Below are 17031 nucleotides of genomic sequence, written 5' to 3'. Positions count from 1 at the left end.
AATGGAGGGAACCCCTTTTGATCGATGTAAATAAATTCGAAAGTATGCAAATAGGTTTGGCTTCTCCAGAAAAAATTAGAAGCTGGTCTTACGGGGAAGTAAAAAAACCTGAGACCATTAACTATCGTACTTTAAAACCTGAACGTGAAGGGTTATTTGACGAGCGTATCTTCGGCCCAACGAAAGACTGGGAATGTGCTTGTGGAAAATACAAACGTATCCGTTACAAAGGGATTGTTTGTGACCGTTGTGGCGTAGAAGTCACACGTTCAAAAGTTCGTCGTGAACGTATGGGTCACATCGAACTTGCAGCACCAGTATCGCATATCTGGTATTTCAAAGGTATTCCATCTCGTATGGGTCTAGTGTTAGACATGAGCCCACGTGCTTTGGAAGAAATCATCTATTTTGCTTCATATGTAGTGATTGAGCCTGGTAATACGAGCTTAGAAGCCAAACAATTACTAACAGAGCGCGAATACCGCGACAAACGTGCGCAATATGGCCAAGAATTTAATGCGGCAATGGGTGCAGAAGCCATTCGTCAGTTATTAGATAATGTTGACTTAGATGGCGAAGTTCTTGAATTAAAAGAAGAATTAAAAACAGCTTCTGGTCAAAAGCGGACACGTGCAATCCGTCGTCTGGATATTTTAGAAGCATTCCGCGCGTCAGGTAACAAGCCAAGCTGGATGGTGATGGATGTCATTCCTGTTATTCCACCAGACTTGCGTCCAATGGTTCAATTAGAAGGTGGTCGTTTCGCTACATCTGACTTGAATGATTTGTACCGTCGTGTAATTAACCGTAACAACCGTTTGAAACGTTTATTAGATTTGAACGCACCAAATATTATCGTTCAAAATGAAAAACGCATGTTGCAAGAAGCAGTTGACGCATTAATCGACAATGGTCGCCGTGGCCGTCCAGTGACTGGCCCAGGAAATCGTCCATTGAAATCACTTTCTCATATGTTGAAAGGGAAACAAGGTCGTTTCCGTCAAAACTTACTAGGAAAACGGGTTGACTATTCTGGTCGTTCCGTTATCGTTGTAGGACCATTCTTGAAAATGTATCAATGTGGACTACCAAAAGAAATGGCTATTGAATTATTTAAACCATTCGTGATGCGTGAGCTTGTTAAACGCGAATTGGCATCAAATATCAAAAATGCCAAACGTAAAATTGAACGCCAAGAAGATGACGTATGGGATGTATTAGAAGATGTTATTAAAGAACACCCTGTCCTATTAAACCGGGCACCTACGCTTCACCGTCTAGGTATCCAAGCATTTGAACCAGTCTTAGTTGAAGGCCGCGCGATTCGTTTGCATCCATTAGTATGTGAAGCGTATAATGCCGACTTTGATGGAGACCAAATGGCCGTTCACGTACCATTAAATGAAGAAGCACAAGCAGAAGCACGTATGTTGATGCTTGCCGCTCAAAACATCTTGAATCCAAAAGACGGCAAACCAGTCGTTACCCCTTCCCAAGATATGGTTTTAGGTAACTATTACCTAACGATGGAAGAAGAAGGTCGCGAAGGTGAAGGCATGATCTTCCGTGATATGGATGAAGCTGTTACAGCTTGGCGCAATGGCTATGTCCATTTGCACTCAAGAATTGCCGTTAATCCGAATACACTTGGTGAAAAACCATTTACGGATGAACAAAAAGGTCGTTTGATGGTAACAACAGTTGGGAAAATCATTTTCAACTCAATTATGCCACCAGAATTCCCTTACTTAAATGAACCAACCGACTTTAACTTAACGGTACAAACACCAGATAAATACTTTGTTGAGCATGGTCAAGATATTCCTGCCTTTATTAAAGAGCAAAAATTGGTGCATCCATTTAAGAAGAAAAACTTAGGAAACATTATCGCAGAAGTCTTCAAACGCTTTAAAGTAACGGAAACTTCTCGTATGCTAGACCGTATGAAAGACTTAGGATACAAGCATTCAACGACTGCGGGTATTACTGTAGGGATTGCCGATATCATGGTATTACACGAAAAACATGATATTATCGATGCTTCACATAAACAAGTCGAAACGATTACCAAACAATTCCGTCGTGGTTTGATTACAGATGACGAACGATACGAACGAGTAATCGGCGTATGGAACGATGCAAAAGATCAAATCCAACAAAAATTAATGGAATCATTAGATGCGAAAAACCCAATCTTCATGATGTCTGATTCAGGAGCCCGTGGTAATATTTCCAACTTTACTCAGCTTGCTGGGATGCGTGGATTGATGGCCGCTCCGAATGGCCGTATCATGGAATTACCGATCATCTCGAACTTCCGTGAAGGATTAACCGTCTTAGAAATGTTTATCTCAACCCATGGTGCGCGTAAAGGGATGACCGATACCGCCTTGAAGACAGCCGATTCAGGTTACTTAACTCGTCGTTTGGTTGACGTAGCACAAGATGTGATTATCCGCGAAGATGATTGTGGCACCGATCGTGGCCTAAACATCAAAGCAATTCGTGAAGGAAATGAAATGATCGAGTCACTTGAAGAACGCTTGATTGGTCGTTACACACATAAATCTGTCAAAAATCCTGCTACTGGTGAAGTAATCATTGGTAAAAATGATTTGATTACAGAAGACATTGCTAAACAAATTATTGATGCTGATATTGAAGAAGTGTCAATCCGCTCAGTCTTTACATGTAATACCAAACATGGTGTATGTAAACATTGTTACGGACGTAACCTTGCTACAGGGAATGAAGTTGAAGTGGGTGAAGCAGTTGGAACAATTGCGGCTCAATCAATCGGTGAACCTGGTACTCAGTTAACCATGCGTACATTCCATACTGGTGGGGTAGCCGGAGACGATATCACACAAGGGTTACCACGGGTTCAAGAAATTTTTGAAGCACGTAATCCGAAAGGGCAAGCTGTCATTACAGAAGTAACAGGGGATGTCATTGATATCTCCGAAGATGCAGCGACTCGTACGAAAGAAGTCACGATTAAAGGTAAAACTGATACACGGACATACACCGTACCGTTTACAGCTCGTATGAAAGTGGCTGAAGGCGACATGATTCATCGTGGAGCACCACTTACAGAAGGATCAATTGAACCAAAACACTTATTACAAGTGCGCGATGTCTTATCTGTTGAAAACTACTTGTTACGAGAAGTTCAACGTGTATACCGTATGCAAGGGGTAGAAATCGGTGACAAACATATCGAAGTAATGGTTCGTCAAATGTTACGTAAAGTACGTGTGATGGATCCAGGTGATACAGATATTTTACCAGGCACATTATTAGATATTGCTGATTTCAAAGACCGCAACTACAAAACATTGGTTTCTGGTGGTGTTCCAGCCACAGCGCGACCAGTCTTACTTGGAATTACAAAAGCATCATTGGAAACAAATAGTTTCTTATCTGCTGCTTCATTCCAAGAAACAACTCGTGTCTTGACCGATGCTGCAATCCGAGGCAAAAAAGATCCATTACTAGGATTGAAAGAAAATGTTATTATCGGAAAAATCATTCCTGCTGGTACAGGTATGGCTCGCTACCGCAACATGGAACCAAAAGAAGTAACCGTTGCTAGCGAAAATGTTTATAGTATTTCAGATATTGAAGCACAAATGGCTGTTGAAGATGCATTGAACAACCATGAGTTTTAATCAATAAGCAATGAGGACGTGTCAAAAGTAGTTAGCTATGAGTGATAAGTTTTGACTTATTTCAAAGAGCGCTGCTTTTGAACGACCGTAACATAGGCAAGAGGCTGAGACAGAATGGTTCAGCTGAAAAAAAGACCGTAAAAACCAAAAGTTTGAAAATAACTTTGGTTTTTACGGCTTTTTGTTGTGATTGATTCTATTTAGTTGGAGCAGCCAAAATTTTTGTCACAGTGTTCTTAAACTAGTCATCAAGCTGTGAATGGACAGTTATGTCATGACGCTGACTGTGTTGACCATAAAATGCGTACAGCTTGTCGATGTCTCGTTGGGCGATAAATCGCAAGTGCAACTGTTCGGAGTAGGAGCCGGCTAAAGAAGCAAGTGCAACATGACCTAGATGTTTGGGGTATAGCCAACGACTCGTAGTTGTTTTAAAATTTTGGACACGTCGATGGGCCACAAAAGAAAGTTCTTTGGTTAAAAAGTGAGCCGTTTGGATGACGAGCTGCTTATCATGGTAGACATAGGCTTGCACTTCTCGCTTGTACAGACCAGCAACTAAAAAGAAGAGCAAGAAAGCGATAGGAATCAGAGCAAACCAATGAAAAAAGTAAGCAACCAACAAACTTACAGGGACGAAACATGCTAGTGGCCAGCGCCAGAAGTACCAAAGTAAGTGGTGATTTTTCGCCGTTACGTAGTGTAAGTCAGGCTTAGTTAGCTGCAATTCCGGTAGTAGCTCTGCTAATTTTTTGTACACAATTTTTTGCGAAATAATCGGTAAGAGATAGATTTTTCCAAGGACGCTATCTTCTTTTTCTTGCTCGCCAGCTAAAATAATTTGGACCGTCGTTAAGCCTAATACTTGTCTGAATAATTGTTGCTTGAGCTGGACTTGCTGGATTTTGGCAATTGGGACAATGGTAGTTCGTCTTTCAAATAAGCCCCGTTCAATATGTAACTCTTGGGAAGTGCGAGTAACTTGGAACTGGTAAAACAGGATAAATTGTTTGGCAAAAGAGACAAAAACGAGACAAAGTAAAAGCAAGATAGCTAACACGGATGCTACGATCCAGCCTGAACGGAAAAGCAATTGACCTTCCGTTGAGGCTTTTTCTAACCAATCAGAAGGTATCAGCTGATCTAGTAAGGACAATGCCGCAAAAAATAATGGGATCAGACCAAGGTCAGTGGCGGAAAACAAAAAAATCTCTCGCTGCGTGACCGCATAGCCTGGTTCGTCTAGTGTCGCTACTGCTTGGTCAGAGGGGACATCGTGAACACGGTATGCTTCTAATTGCTGGAACACGGAAGTCGGCACAGCGAGTAAATTCGCTTCGGCTTCGGCGGTCCCGCCACTTGCTGTATCGACTTTTAAATGGACCAAATCAAAAGGCCTAAGGAAAAACCATTGTCTTTGGTGGACTGATTGAATGCGTTCGTATGGAATGGTGCGTCGTTTTTTTATAAAAATTCCTTGCATAATGTCTAGATGGGTCGTGGTTAATTGATAGCGAGCAAACCAATAGCTAAGAAAAGCGTGGCCGCTTGCTAATGTCAATAGACCCAGAATCAGCCACCACGTCCATTTTTCGCCCGCAACGATGCGTGGAAGGAGTGGCAAAAAGATGAACCACCATGTTTTGACTTGAGAGAAGAAGAGCAAGAAAAAAGCGAGCGGATGAAAGTGTTTGGCTTCAGACATCTTCTTTCGCCACCTTTACTAAGGCGATGAGTTGCTCTCTTAGTGCTTGGGCTTGAACGGTATCAAGACCAGATAGCTTGTGGGCGGTGGCGGCTGTATGGATAACCAATTCCATCAATTGTTCACGTCGTAAAAATGGTCCTTGGTTGGTTTCGATATGTTGGATGCGATTGAGTGGGACATACGTAGTTGTACGGAAAAAATAGCCCTTTTGTAATGCGACATCCTCTTCGGTAATTTCGTAGCGATGAAAGGCGTAACGATACGGGATGAGCAAGTATAAAACTACACCGATCATCAGGGTAATGACGATCCCAGCGGCAAAACTAAGCCAAACAAGCATCGACCACTCCCCTAACCGAGTCGCTAAAAGAAAAAGGATCACTTCAACGAACAAGAAACTACCAATCGTGGTGAAGAGACTTTTGCGCCAAACGGCTTGAATCCGGGGTGGCATTTGGTGATTTAATAAAGGATAATCCACTGTAAAACCTCACTTTTTTCTTTTAATCGTCTCATTGTGTATTGGTAGCGTCAAGAGCTATTTTCAGGAAACTAGACTTTTTTTTCACTCCATGATAGACTGAACGTGAGGATCTTACTAGATGTAGATAAGGTGAAACAATCGCTGTAGACGTTTGTCTGCAGCGATTTTGTTAATACCAATGAAAGGGGCAGTTATGCTAAGCTTAACAACTATTACACAACAATTCGGTGATAAAATCCTTTACGAATCATTGGATTTACAAATTAATAAAGGTGAAAAGGTGGGGTTGATTGGTCAAAATGGTGCCGGTAAATCGACGTTAATTAAAATTATTACAGGCGAATTGATACCTGATGAAGGGCAAGTCAGTATGCCGAAAAATTGTCATCTGGGCTATCTGGATCAATACGTAGAAGTGGATGAACAGCTGACTATTTTTGAATTTTTGAAAACGGCTTTCAAAAAAGAATTGGCCATTGAAGCGGAAATTACACAATGCTATACCGATTATGCCGAATCAATGGATGATCGGCTGCTAGAAAAGGCTGGTCGTTTGCAAACGCAATTGGATCAAGGCACGTTTTATCAAATGGATACGTTGATTCAAGAGATGGCGAGTGGTTTAGGGCTGCAAGTGCTAGGCTTAGATAGCCCACTTGGTCAATTAAGTGGTGGCCAACGCTCCAAAGTCATTTTAGCAAAATTGCTTTTAGAGAAGCCAGATATGCTAGTATTGGATGAACCGACGAACCATTTAGATGACACTCATGTGCAGTGGCTGACGAATTTTTTACAAGAATTTACCGGCACATTTTTGGTTATCTCCCATGATCGTGCATTTTTGGATGCAATCACGACCCACATTGCGGACATTGAATTTGGCAAGTTGACGAAATATACCGGCAATTTAACCAAAGCTTTAAAACAAAAGGAAGCCAATCGTGAGACATATTTGCGCCAATACGAGTCGCAAAAGAAACAAATTGCTAAAACAGAAGCCTACATACGCAAATACAAAGCGGGTTCTCGCTCGACTATGGCGAAAAGTCGGGAAAAGCAACTGGCAAAAGTCGAGCGCTTGACGCCGCCGTCTGACGCACCAAAGCCACAGTTTCATTTTCCGTATCAGCCGATTGTTAGTACCTTGGCGCTAGCGACGGATCAACTAGTGATTGGCTATGAACGTCCGTTGCTTGAGCCAATCCAACTAACCATTCGCTATGGCGAGACGATTGCGATTCGAGGCTTTAATGGCATTGGAAAATCGACCTTGTTAAAAACTCTGATTGGCGAAATACCAGCCTTAGCGGGTACGTTTCAATTTCCAGCGAATACCAAAGTGAATTACTTCTCACAAGAATTAAGTTGGGAGTCGCCGCTTGAGACGCCGTTACAATATTTAGGCCGAGCCTTTCCAAAAGCATCAGTCAAAGAATTGCGCCGTCATTTGTCACAAGCAGGATTGGTCAATCAATTGGCACAAGAACCACTTCAACTATTAAGTGGGGGTGAACAGACCAAAGTAAAACTAGCAGAGATGACGATGATACCAGGCAATTTTTTGATTTTGGATGAGCCAACGAATCACATTGACCATGAAACAAAAGAAAGCTTGCGAGAGAGTCTCGCCAACTATCCAGGAACGGTCATTGTTGTTTCCCATGAGCAAGAATTTTACGAAGACTTTGTGGAACGTATTATTGATATTGGCAAGTAAGGAGCGTGTGCTATGGAAGAGCAATTTGCTGCTCGTAACCTCAATGTGGTTGAGTTACCGATTGAATGGATTGATGGGGTGATTTGCTACCGAGGATTTATTCGAGAGCTGCCTTTTTTGACCGGAGAAGGGCAATCAAAAGCACAGATGTATCGGCAACTACTGGAGGCCTATCAGGAATATTTGGAAAGCCACCACATTGCTGAAGAGAAGACAGAGGAGATGACCTCGTCGTTATTATCGGTTGAGGATTTATTGAAGTATTACGATGGTGAGACATTTGATGGCTTTGCGTACGATTTTTCGAATCAATCGGTGGACTCTGATTGACAAACAAATCCAAGGTGAACTACACTGGCGATAGTAGAAAGAGGAGGCAGGTAACATGGCAGAAGTTGAAAGCTTTACACTGGACCATACAAAAGTAAAAGCACCATATGTTCGCTTGATTGCGGAAGAAAAGGGACCTAAAGGAGATGTAATTGCAAACTTTGATTTGCGCTTGCTCCAACCAAATGAAAAGGAAATGCCAACTAGCGGTATGCATACATTGGAACACTTATTTGCCGATTTAATGCGCGATCGCTTAGACGGTATTATTGATGTTTCACCTTTTGGTTGCCGTACGGGCTTCCATTTGATTACTTGGGGTTCTCATAGTGCGACTGAAGTAGCCAAGGTACTGACAGATGTCCTAACAGTCATTGCAAACGAGACGAAATGGGAAGATGTCCAGGGAGTATCCATTGAAAGTTGCGGAAATTACCGCGATCACTCGCTATTCACTGCAAAAGAATATGCCAAATTGGTGTTGGAACAAGGGATTAGCGATGATCCATTTGAACGCCACGTGGTGAAATAAACGAACGCGACAGATCTGTTCAGCTACAAGCAAAAAGACCAGAAAATCCAAAGTTATTTTTCAAACTTTGGGATTTTCTGGTCTTTTGTTTGGAACAAGTGTCAGGCTACATTAAGGCTGAAACGGAAAGCAATAAGATGCCGATTAATAAAAAGATTAGGCCGATTAATACGAAAATCTTTTTCCAAACAAATCTAGAGGATTGATGGATTTGTTGGCGTTTTTTTAAGCTAATTGTTTCATTTTCAGTTGCTTGCGAATCCTTCGATGCAGGAAGAGCCCAAGCGATGAGTAAAAACAAGATACCGTTTAAAAAGCTACCAATACCAAATATTAACTCATAATTAATGGCAAATATAGACATAAGATTTTTGCCAATCTCAGTGATTGAAGCCACTTCCAGGAATGTATCAGCCTGTACGATTGAAGGCGATAGGACAAAAAGGGTCGCTAAACTGGCAATAATAAGAATAGGGCGTTTATTTTTAGACAAGAAACTCGCTCCTTTGGGGTATAGATTGCAAGATACAAGTATTCTATCATATTTTTTCGCAATGCAACACAGTTTCAGGAGAAGCTAGTCATTTCATAGGAATCATGTTATCTTTATCACATGAAGAAACGAGGAGGAACAGGGATGAATGAAGTGGTGATTGAGAGCAGTTATGATTTTGTGGATGGGGGATGCAATGCGTGCGCCACGGTGAAGTGTACGACTTATGCGCTAAAGTATAAGGACTTCGAGCGCTCATTAGATCAACTAGATACGCTCTCATTAGTAAAAGAAGTTGCGATGGTGGAAGGGTTTTGCCAAAAGTTAGTGATGGATTTTGATGACGAGTATATCCAATTTTCAAAAGGAACGACAACGGTAGCCTTGCAAGAAGAGTTCGGCGGTTATCAAATAAAAGGCAATCAAGGTACATTGTTTGTCAAAGATCAGCAACAAAAAGCAGAACAAGTCTTCTTGGCAGCAAGCCAAATACTGGATGATTTTTTTGGCATTCGTGAGATTTGTTTTCGATTGGAGACAATGGATTAGCGTAGTAAGGTATAGGTTAATTAGGATAAAACATTCATTTCTATCAAAAAGAATAGTTAAGCACCTAACGACGAGGTCAGCGCTTGATTGACTTTCGTCTTTTTTTTGTAAACTGAATGAGTATGGATTTTAATCAAATAAAGTAAGAGTAGGAGGGATTGCTTGAAACAAAAAATGCTTTTATTAGCGTATGCGAATTTATTTTTGGTCTTTCTAGGTGTGGGGCTGGTGATACCGGTCTTGCCACTGTTAAAAGCAGAGATGCAGTTAAGTGGGACGACAATGGGGTTAATGGTGGCAATTTTTGCGTTTGCTCAGTTGGTCGTTTCGCCGTTTGCTGGTCGTGCTTCGGATAGATGGGGAAGAAAGCCGATGATTGTCTTAGGCCTGTGTTTGTTTTCTATCTCAGAGTTTTTATTTGGATGGGCACAATCGGTGTCTTGGTTTTATGTTTCGCGTTTGATTGGCGGGGCTTCGGCGGCGTGCATTATGCCTTCTGTCACAGCGTATGTGGCGGACTTGACTACATTAAGAGAGCGTTCGAAGGCGATGGGGTATGTGTCGGCTGCGATTAGTGGTGGATTTATTATTGGTCCTGGGATTGGTGGCTTGTTGGCGGTGTTTGGGACTCGGGTGCCGTTTTTCGCTGCTGGTGTAGTAGCTTTTTTAGGTTTTGTCGTGACGTTGGTCTTTTTGAAGGAAGTACCAAAAGACGAACAAGTAGAACGGACGATGGAAGAACAAGCAAAAGGTGAGCAAGGAATTTTGAATGTGTTGTTTCATCCGTTGTTCTTTGGCTTTTTCGTCGTCATTTTGATTTCTTCGTTTGGGTTACAAGCGTTTGAGTCTATTTATAGCATTATGGCGAGTTGGAATTTCGGGTTCACTACGACGGATATATCGTTGATTATTATGTTTAGTGGTAGTTTTGCTTTAGTCGCCCAGCTCTTTTTCTTTCATCGGATTGTGGAAGCGATTGGCGAGATTCGTTTGATTCAGTGGACATTCTTTATTAGCGCGATCTTTATCATCGTTATTTCACTGACTAAGCAACATTGGCTCGTAATTTTGTCGACATTTGTGGTCTTTTTGGCGTTCGATTTGTTTCGTCCGGCCGTGACGTCTTACTTGTCACACAATGCGGGTGACAATCAAGGAGTCGTAAATGGGTTGAATTCAACGTTTACGAGTGTCGGAAATATTCTTGGGCCAATCGTAGCGGGTGCGTTATTTGATGTAAATCCAGTATCACCTTATTATATCGCGGGGGTAATTTTGTTTGTGACGGGTCTTGTTTCCTTACGATTAAAAAGAAAACCTGCGAATAACTAGTAAGAGCAGCACACCGTCGATCCATATGAAAAGAGGCTGAGACAGACTTGTTCAGCTACAAGAAGACCAGAGCATCTGGAAGTTTGAGAACTTCTAGATGCTCTGGTCTTTTTTATGCTAATTGATGGCGGATGTAAGCCGCACAGCTGAGAATGGTGCAGGCGACACCGGCATAGAGATACGCAGTGAGGTAGGGAGAGTCGCTGCCGGCGATTTCTAGGATGCCATTCAAGATAGCCCACGAGACAAAAATGGCCAGCGCGCTATTGCCCAAGTTACGTACGAGGCGCGTCGTATAGGCGGGGGTAATCTTTGCAAGTGTTGCTAACAAGCCACTGCCTATCAATGGGATGAGCCAGACGTAGGTGAGACTAGTAGAGTATACGCCGTGACCAAAGTACTGGTAAATGTACTGGAAAAGAAACAGTAGCGCGCTACTGCCAAGGTAAAATAAGATGGTTGTTTTTTTCATCGGGAGCCGTTGCCAAAAATCTATAAATATTCCTAACCAACTATAAAAGTTGTCAGATTTATGTTTATTTCCTGTTTCTACGTGTCCGATTTTGCCACTTGCTCGCTACTCTCGTTTGCTATAACATTCCACAGGCGTTAATTCGGATACAACGAATCCTACATATCTACGTTTCTGTTTAAGTAGAAGCTCGTAGATTAAGCACTGTAACTTGCTAAATTAAGACTTGCATTATAATCTCTATCCGCTGTATACCCGCATTCTTCACAGTGATAGGTGCGATCAGACAGTTTTAAGTCTACTTTTTTATGTCCACACTCATGGCATAATTTAGAACTTGGATAGAACTTATCAGCTTCTACTAATTCAATGTTATAATCTTCACATTTGTATTGAAGTTGTCTTTTGAACTCGTAGAACTTTTGTTGTGCGACTGATTTTGCTAAGTGCTTATTTTTCATCATGCCTTTTACATTTAAGGTTTCTACAACGATTCTTGATGGCTTGGTTTTCACTATCTCCGTTGTTGTTTGATGCAAATGATTCTGACGAATATTAGCTAGTTTTCGATGTGTATGCCGAATTTCTTTTTCTAATTTATAGATGTTACATGTTTTGACAAATCGATTTCCCTCCTTATTCATATCGTATTTTCGAGAGACTTTACGCTGTAACCGACGTAATCGCTTCTCAATCTTTCTTACTTTTCCAGTTTTATTAATGTTCTTGTAGACTTTACCATTAGAAACAATCGCTAAATCTTTGATACCAAGGTCAATTCCAAGGGTTTCACCAGTTAAGTCCTGCACTGGTTGCTCTTCATCAATACCAACTGAAACATACCAATACTTTCCATCAAAGCTGATTCGTGGGTTAGAATACTTCGTATTCACTGGCAACTGTTCGCTTGTTTTTACCCAACCAACTTTTTCAAGCAAAACCAATTTAGTTTTTACCTTCAATTTGATATTGTCATTATAAAAAGCTGGTTTTGATTTCTTTCTTGACTTGAAATGTGGCTTTTCAGTCTTTAAACGACTTTTATCTGTCATACCATCAAACCACTTTTTGTAGGCATCACATGCATCTTTTACAGCTTGCTTGGCTATATTGTTTGATACGTGATTTAACCAAGCGTATTTAGGACGTTGCTTCATTTTTGTGATGTGCTTTCTTAAATCGTTGTTACTGATGAACTTTCTGCCGAACCGATAGTACATTTCTTGCATTTGTAACGTCCAGTTGAAAATCCAACGTGCAGTACCAGCCGATTGCCACAGTTGCTTTTCTTGTTCTTCAGTCGGGCGCAACCTTACTTTCTTGGCTCGTATCATCTTCCATCAACTCCTTAATCATCTTCTTAGCTTTATTCGCTCGTTTCCCTTGTAATCGGCAACTAAAAACAGTGACAATCTGAATTAAGTCCTCGACTAATTCCTGTTCTTCCGTCTTTTCTGTATTGTCAATGATTTCTATTTCTGTGCCATATTTATTACAAAGTTTTTCAATGAGTTCATAACCAAAACGGATTAAACGGTCTTTGTATAGAATAACTACCTTGTCTATTTCGCCATTGGTAATTTTGTCTATTAACTGACTTAATCCTTTTTTATTGTAATTAATTCCACTACCAATATCTTGAATAATGTCAAATTGATATCCTCGTGCAATCATGTAAGTCTTAACGTTCTCAATTTGACGTTCTAAATCGTCTTTTTGCTTGTTTGAACTGACTCTACAATAACCGATGGTTATTCGTTTTGGTTTCTTTCTCCCAGCGATTCCTAAGAATTGATTTCGTTGTTCTTCAGAATAATAACGAGTACCTCCTTGAGAAACATGAGCGGGCTTTAATTCCCCTCTTTTATCCCAATTTCTCAACGTTTGTGGTGTTACACCTATCTGTTTTCCAAATTCACCTATCGAATACATAGTCATAATCTTTACCTCAAAATGATTATACCACATATTGATGTTTTAAATGATATTTTTATAGATATTTATACATTATGATTAACTGTTGTTACCCTCCTTTATTTAAAGTATATGATGTCGCTGACTTCGCGTTCGCTACTATTTTGGCTACCGCCGACTGTTTGGTTGACGACTTTGCCATTAAAATATAGTGTCGATGAGCCGCCACCATCAAGGTTATAGGCGGTCGTGGCGCCGGCTTCTTTCATTTCTTCGGCTAATTCATAGAGTGAAAGGCCTTCGCTGGAATCGGTCCGACCTTCTGACACGATGATGACGTAATGGTTTTCACCGACTTGACCAATTGCAGTCCGCGGATTGCTCGTCATCGATTGCGACACTTCGGAGGACTCATTGACAGTGATCTCCCCATCTTCGACCAAAGAAGGACCAAATGATAGAATTTGTTCGGCGTCCGTTAGTTCTGAAGCGTCGGTCGTTGCTTCATTGACGATAGAGAAGTCACCGTTTTTATCGATGACGAGTGCATCGGTATCGCCATTAGCAGTATCGCGATACAGCGTGCCGTTTCTCATAACAAAGCCAGTACTGCGGAAGCCGTAAAAGTCACCATTCAGACGGCAGATGGCTATGATGATTCTTCCGTAAGTGTGGATGAAAGCTACAAAGGATTAAAAGCTGGCGGCAATATCGAGTTAGTTAGTGATACAATTACTATCAATAGTGCTGGCGATAGTGTACACGCCAATGGCAATGTGACCCTATCTGGTGCAATCGTAACGGCTCAATCAGGAGATGACGGTGTCCATGCAGATGATACAACGACGATTTCAGACGGTATTGTGACGATTCAAAATTCGTATGAAGGCTTGGAAGGTAGCGTGGTTGCCATTAGTGGCGGCACAGTCTCAGTTACGGCAAGCGATGATGGGATTAATGCAGCTGGCGGCAGTGACTCATCAAGTGGCGGTCAATTTGGTCAAGATTCCTTCGGTGGTGGAGGTGAGTCATCTGATGACAGCAAAGAAATCACAATCACTGGCGGTACTATCACGATCGATGCAGAAGGTGACGGTTTAGATAGTAACGGTAATATCAAAATGTCTGGTGGAACGGTGGCGGTATATGGACCGACACAAGGAGGTAATGGTGCGCTAGACTACAATGGTGACTTTACGTTAATGGGTGGAACGCTCGTGGCGTCAGGTACGACAGATATGGCTGAAAATGTCAGCGATAAGTCGACTGTCACGTCAGTTGGTATTTACTTTGATAGTACGCAAAGTGTCGATACATTAATTAGCTTGAAAGACAGTACAGGAAATACGATTATTGCTGTCAGTCTGACCAAAGAATTCCAACACTTGGTTATTGCCACAGTGAAGTTATCGACGAATGAAAGCTACGTCTTGGTGAAAGGTGGAACGCTTAGTGGCGATGCGACAAACGGTCTTTCAGTAGATGGCATTGTTTCAGGTGGGACGCAATTAGGGACATTGGATTTAACATCGACTGTCACCAATGTTTCACAAGATGGTTCAGCAGCTTCCACTAATTCGTTTGGCGGTGGTGGACGAGGTCGTAACTAGATTGTAAGAATTTCAATGTAAAGAAATCTATCATATTTAGGAACAGCTACTAGCTGCTCCTAAATTTTTTTAATTATATGGACAAAATACAGAATATTATTAGTTTTAGTGTTCGCAATTTGTATTTTAACTTGTTTTCTGTAAGTTTGATGAAAAAATAGCTAGTTTTCCCTCATAAATGATGTTAGTATATCTAACATGGAAGATAAAAAAACCAATCATTGAAACGTTGAAGGGAGTCAAGTCTATGGAAACAGGAAATATCGCATTTATTCTCATTTGTAGTGCAATGGTCTTTATTATGACACCGGCACTCGCATTTTTTTACGGAGGATTAGAACGAAGAAAAAATATTTTAAACACCATGATGATGTCAATTGGAACGATGGGGCTTGCTTCAATCATCTGGGTAGCAGTCGGCTATTCGCTTTCATTTAGTGGAGATGGGACTTTTGTAGGGAATCTACATAATATCTTTTTCCAAGGCGTATCCATGACAGAAGGTAGCGGCATTCCGGATGGCTTATTCGCTATATTCCAAATGATGTTTTCATTAATTACGGCAGCTATTATTACAGGTTCGGTTGTTGGTCGGATGAGATTCCCAGCAATTTTCTTATTCTTGGCAATTTGGTTAGTTGTTGTCTATGCACCAATGGCCCACATGGTATGGGGCGGCGGTTTTATCGCTGGGCTAGGTGCCATTGACTTCGCTGGTGGGACAGTTGTTCATATCAGCTCTGGTTTATCTGGATTGATTTTGTGTTTAGTATTAGGTCAACGTCGTGAGTTTAAACAAGCGGAATATCGTCCACATAATATTCCTTTCGTCGTTTTAGGAACTGGCTTTTTATGGTTTGGTTGGTTTGCTTTTAATGCCGGATCTGCTTTGGCAGCTGATGGCGTTGCAATTCAAGCTTTCTTAACAACAAATACTGCTGCAGCTGCAGCGATGCTTTCTTGGATGGCGGTGGAACGATTTTCTACTGGTAAACCAACACTTGTAGGTGCATGTACCGGTGGGGTTGTCGGATTAGTTGCGATTACACCAGGTGCTGGCTTTGTCTCTATCTGGTCTTCCATCGTGATTGGCTTATTAGTTAGTCCGTTTTGTTACTATAGCATTTCGATTATTAAACAAAAATTAGGCTTCGATGATTCGTTGGATGCATTTGGTTGTCATGGTATGGGTGGAATTTTTGGTTCAATCGTGACAGGGATTTTCGCTGATCCAGCAGTAAATGGTAGCACTGGCTTGCTCTATGGTGGTGTTGATTTGTTTGTCGCTCAATTAGAAGCAACAGTCATCACGATTGTTTATGTAGGTGTTGCTAGCTTTATTATCATTTCGATTGTGAAACTGATTATGCCGATTCGTGTATCAGCGAAAGATGAAGCGCTTGGCTTAGATCGCAGTGAACATGATGAAAGTGCCTACCCAACATTTATGGGACTAGATTCTTAAAATCAGATAAACGAGGAGGAGCGCTATGAAAAAAATCGAGGCAATTATTCGACAAGAAACGTTAGATGATTTAAAAGACGCGATGCTAAACACATTTGAAGAAAATCCAATCGGTATGACGGTGACCCAAGTATTAGGATTTGGGCATCAAAAAGGATTGAAAGACTATGTTCGTGGTCAAGAAGTCATCACTTCGTTTGTGCCGAAGATTAAAGTGGGATTTGTATTAGAAGACAAATGTGTGGAACAAATGATTGATTTAATCGTCAAAACATGCCAGACTGGAAACGTTGGCGATGGCAAAATCTTTGTCTACCCAGTAGAAGAAGCGGTCCGCATTCGTACAGGGGAACGTGGAGAATCCGCAATTTAATGATTAACAGGCTGAGATAGCACTAACTATAAGCTAAGAGCTCAGAAAATACCAAAGTTGTTCCTCAAACTTTGGTATTTTCTGAGCTTTTTGTTGTCGGTCAGACTGTTTCGTTGCTGGATTCCAGCTTAAAAGTACGCTGGCATATTTTTTGAGAAAAAATTGGAAAGGTTTTCTAGTCTTTGTGAAAAATACATGGTATAATAACTTCACAATTAAATAAAGAAACATTTGGGGTGCGTAAAGCTGAGATTATACCCATTGAACCTGATGCAGTTAATGCTGTCGCAGGGAAATGTCGTTTAAATCATAAGATCGTACCCGTTAGTGACTAGTTCATTGACGGGTATTTTGGATGGTTTGCTCTCGCCCCTTTTTGTT

Annotated in this window: 15 protein-coding genes, 1 pseudogene and 1 riboswitch; of the genes and pseudogenes, 9 read left to right on the top strand and 7 right to left on the bottom strand. The window is 41.2% G+C overall.

All coding sequences use genetic code 11. The annotated features are described in order from the left end of the window. Positions 1-17: 17 nt before the first annotated feature. Positions 18-3671 (top strand): DNA-directed RNA polymerase subunit beta', encoded by a 3654-nt coding sequence (gene rpoC / locus HMPREF9088_RS03370; RefSeq protein WP_040366314.1) that lies wholly within the window; start codon positions 18-20, stop codon positions 3669-3671. Between the two features lie 241 nt (positions 3672-3912). Here rpoC and HMPREF9088_RS03365 read toward each other — a convergent pair whose 3' ends face one another. After that, positions 3913-5376 (bottom strand): PH domain-containing protein, encoded by a 1464-nt coding sequence (locus HMPREF9088_RS03365; protein WP_007207729.1) that lies wholly within the window; start codon positions 5374-5376, stop codon positions 3913-3915. After that, positions 5369-5860: a PH domain-containing protein gene (locus HMPREF9088_RS03360; RefSeq protein ID WP_007207728.1), complete on the bottom strand. Its 492-nt coding sequence runs from the start codon at positions 5858-5860 to the stop codon at positions 5369-5371. Before HMPREF9088_RS03360 ends, HMPREF9088_RS03365 begins: the two co-directional genes overlap by 8 nt. 196 nt (positions 5861-6056) lie before the next feature. On the opposite strand from HMPREF9088_RS03360, the gene HMPREF9088_RS03355 reads away from it, so the two are divergent. The 3 genes from HMPREF9088_RS03355 to HMPREF9088_RS03345 are packed head-to-tail and all read left to right on the top strand — an operon-like array spanning position 6057 to position 8442. Continuing rightward, positions 6057-7580, top strand: coding sequence for an ABC-F family ATP-binding cassette domain-containing protein (locus HMPREF9088_RS03355; RefSeq protein ID WP_040366311.1), 1524 nt, complete (start codon positions 6057-6059; stop codon positions 7578-7580). 12 nt (positions 7581-7592) lie between these two features. Further along, entirely contained in the window at positions 7593-7910 is a 318-nt protein-coding gene (locus HMPREF9088_RS03350; RefSeq protein ID WP_007207726.1) for a hypothetical protein, read from the top strand. A gap of 55 nt (positions 7911-7965) precedes the next feature. Continuing rightward, entirely contained in the window at positions 7966-8442 is a 477-nt protein-coding gene (locus HMPREF9088_RS03345) for an S-ribosylhomocysteine lyase (protein ID WP_007207725.1), read from the top strand. A 106-nt stretch (positions 8443-8548) separates the two neighbouring features. Here HMPREF9088_RS03345 and HMPREF9088_RS03340 read toward each other — a convergent pair whose 3' ends face one another. Then, entirely contained in the window at positions 8549-8935 is a 387-nt protein-coding gene (locus HMPREF9088_RS03340; protein ID WP_007207724.1) for a hypothetical protein, read from the bottom strand. A 144-nt stretch (positions 8936-9079) separates the two neighbouring features. On the opposite strand from HMPREF9088_RS03340, the gene HMPREF9088_RS11395 reads away from it, so the two are divergent. Next, positions 9080-9484: a DUF4809 family protein gene (locus tag HMPREF9088_RS11395; RefSeq protein WP_052607474.1), complete on the top strand. Its 405-nt coding sequence runs from the start codon at positions 9080-9082 to the stop codon at positions 9482-9484. 174 nt (positions 9485-9658) lie between these two features. Next, complete coding sequence (locus tag HMPREF9088_RS03330; protein WP_143139657.1) at positions 9659-10816, top strand: MFS transporter; 1158 nt, start codon at positions 9659-9661, stop codon at positions 10814-10816. 112 nt (positions 10817-10928) lie between these two features. On the opposite strand, the gene HMPREF9088_RS11880 is transcribed toward HMPREF9088_RS03330, so the two are convergent. The 4 genes and pseudogenes from HMPREF9088_RS11880 to HMPREF9088_RS03315 all read right to left on the bottom strand — a co-directional run. Continuing rightward, positions 10929-11288 (bottom strand): hypothetical protein, encoded by a 360-nt coding sequence (locus HMPREF9088_RS11880; RefSeq protein ID WP_071859023.1) that lies wholly within the window; start codon positions 11286-11288, stop codon positions 10929-10931. Positions 11289-11485: 197 nt separating this feature from the next. Further along, the gene (locus HMPREF9088_RS03325) at positions 11486-12622 is read right to left on the bottom strand and encodes an RNA-guided endonuclease InsQ/TnpB family protein (protein WP_007207721.1); all 1137 of its coding nucleotides are present in this window, start codon (positions 12620-12622) and stop codon (positions 11486-11488) included. After that, complete coding sequence (locus HMPREF9088_RS03320) at positions 12585-13226, bottom strand: IS607 family transposase (RefSeq protein WP_040366306.1); 642 nt, start codon at positions 13224-13226, stop codon at positions 12585-12587. Before HMPREF9088_RS03320 ends, HMPREF9088_RS03325 begins: the two co-directional genes overlap by 38 nt. A 95-nt stretch (positions 13227-13321) precedes the next feature. After that, positions 13322-13852 (bottom strand): annotated as a pseudogene (locus tag HMPREF9088_RS03315) (phosphodiester glycosidase family protein); the annotation flags it as partial. Between HMPREF9088_RS03315 and HMPREF9088_RS03310 the strand changes: the two are divergent. From HMPREF9088_RS03310 to HMPREF9088_RS03300, 3 genes are all read left to right on the top strand, one after another. Next, positions 13772-14812 carry a carbohydrate-binding domain-containing protein gene (locus HMPREF9088_RS03310; protein ID WP_345908486.1) on the top strand — a complete coding sequence of 347 codons (1041 nt, stop codon included), beginning with the start codon at positions 13772-13774 and terminating at the stop codon, positions 14810-14812. The pseudogene HMPREF9088_RS03315 and the gene HMPREF9088_RS03310 sit on opposite strands and share 81 nt — an antisense overlap. A gap of 247 nt (positions 14813-15059) precedes the next feature. After that, positions 15060-16277 carry an ammonium transporter gene (locus HMPREF9088_RS03305; protein WP_040366303.1) on the top strand — a complete coding sequence of 406 codons (1218 nt, stop codon included), beginning with the start codon at positions 15060-15062 and terminating at the stop codon, positions 16275-16277. A gap of 25 nt (positions 16278-16302) precedes the next feature. After that, positions 16303-16650 carry a P-II family nitrogen regulator gene (locus HMPREF9088_RS03300; RefSeq protein WP_007207716.1) on the top strand — a complete coding sequence of 116 codons (348 nt, stop codon included), beginning with the start codon at positions 16303-16305 and terminating at the stop codon, positions 16648-16650. Between the two features lie 222 nt (positions 16651-16872). Then, positions 16873-16961: riboswitch (TPP riboswitch) on the top strand. Positions 16962-17031: the final 70 nt, after the last annotated feature.

Source organism: Enterococcus italicus DSM 15952 (assembly GCF_000185365.1).
In the GTDB taxonomy this organism is placed as follows: domain Bacteria; phylum Bacillota; class Bacilli; order Lactobacillales; family Enterococcaceae; genus Enterococcus_G; species Enterococcus_G italicus.
Note: the sequence above shows the minus strand (reverse complement) of the source record. Positions and strands in the feature narration are given on the sequence as shown.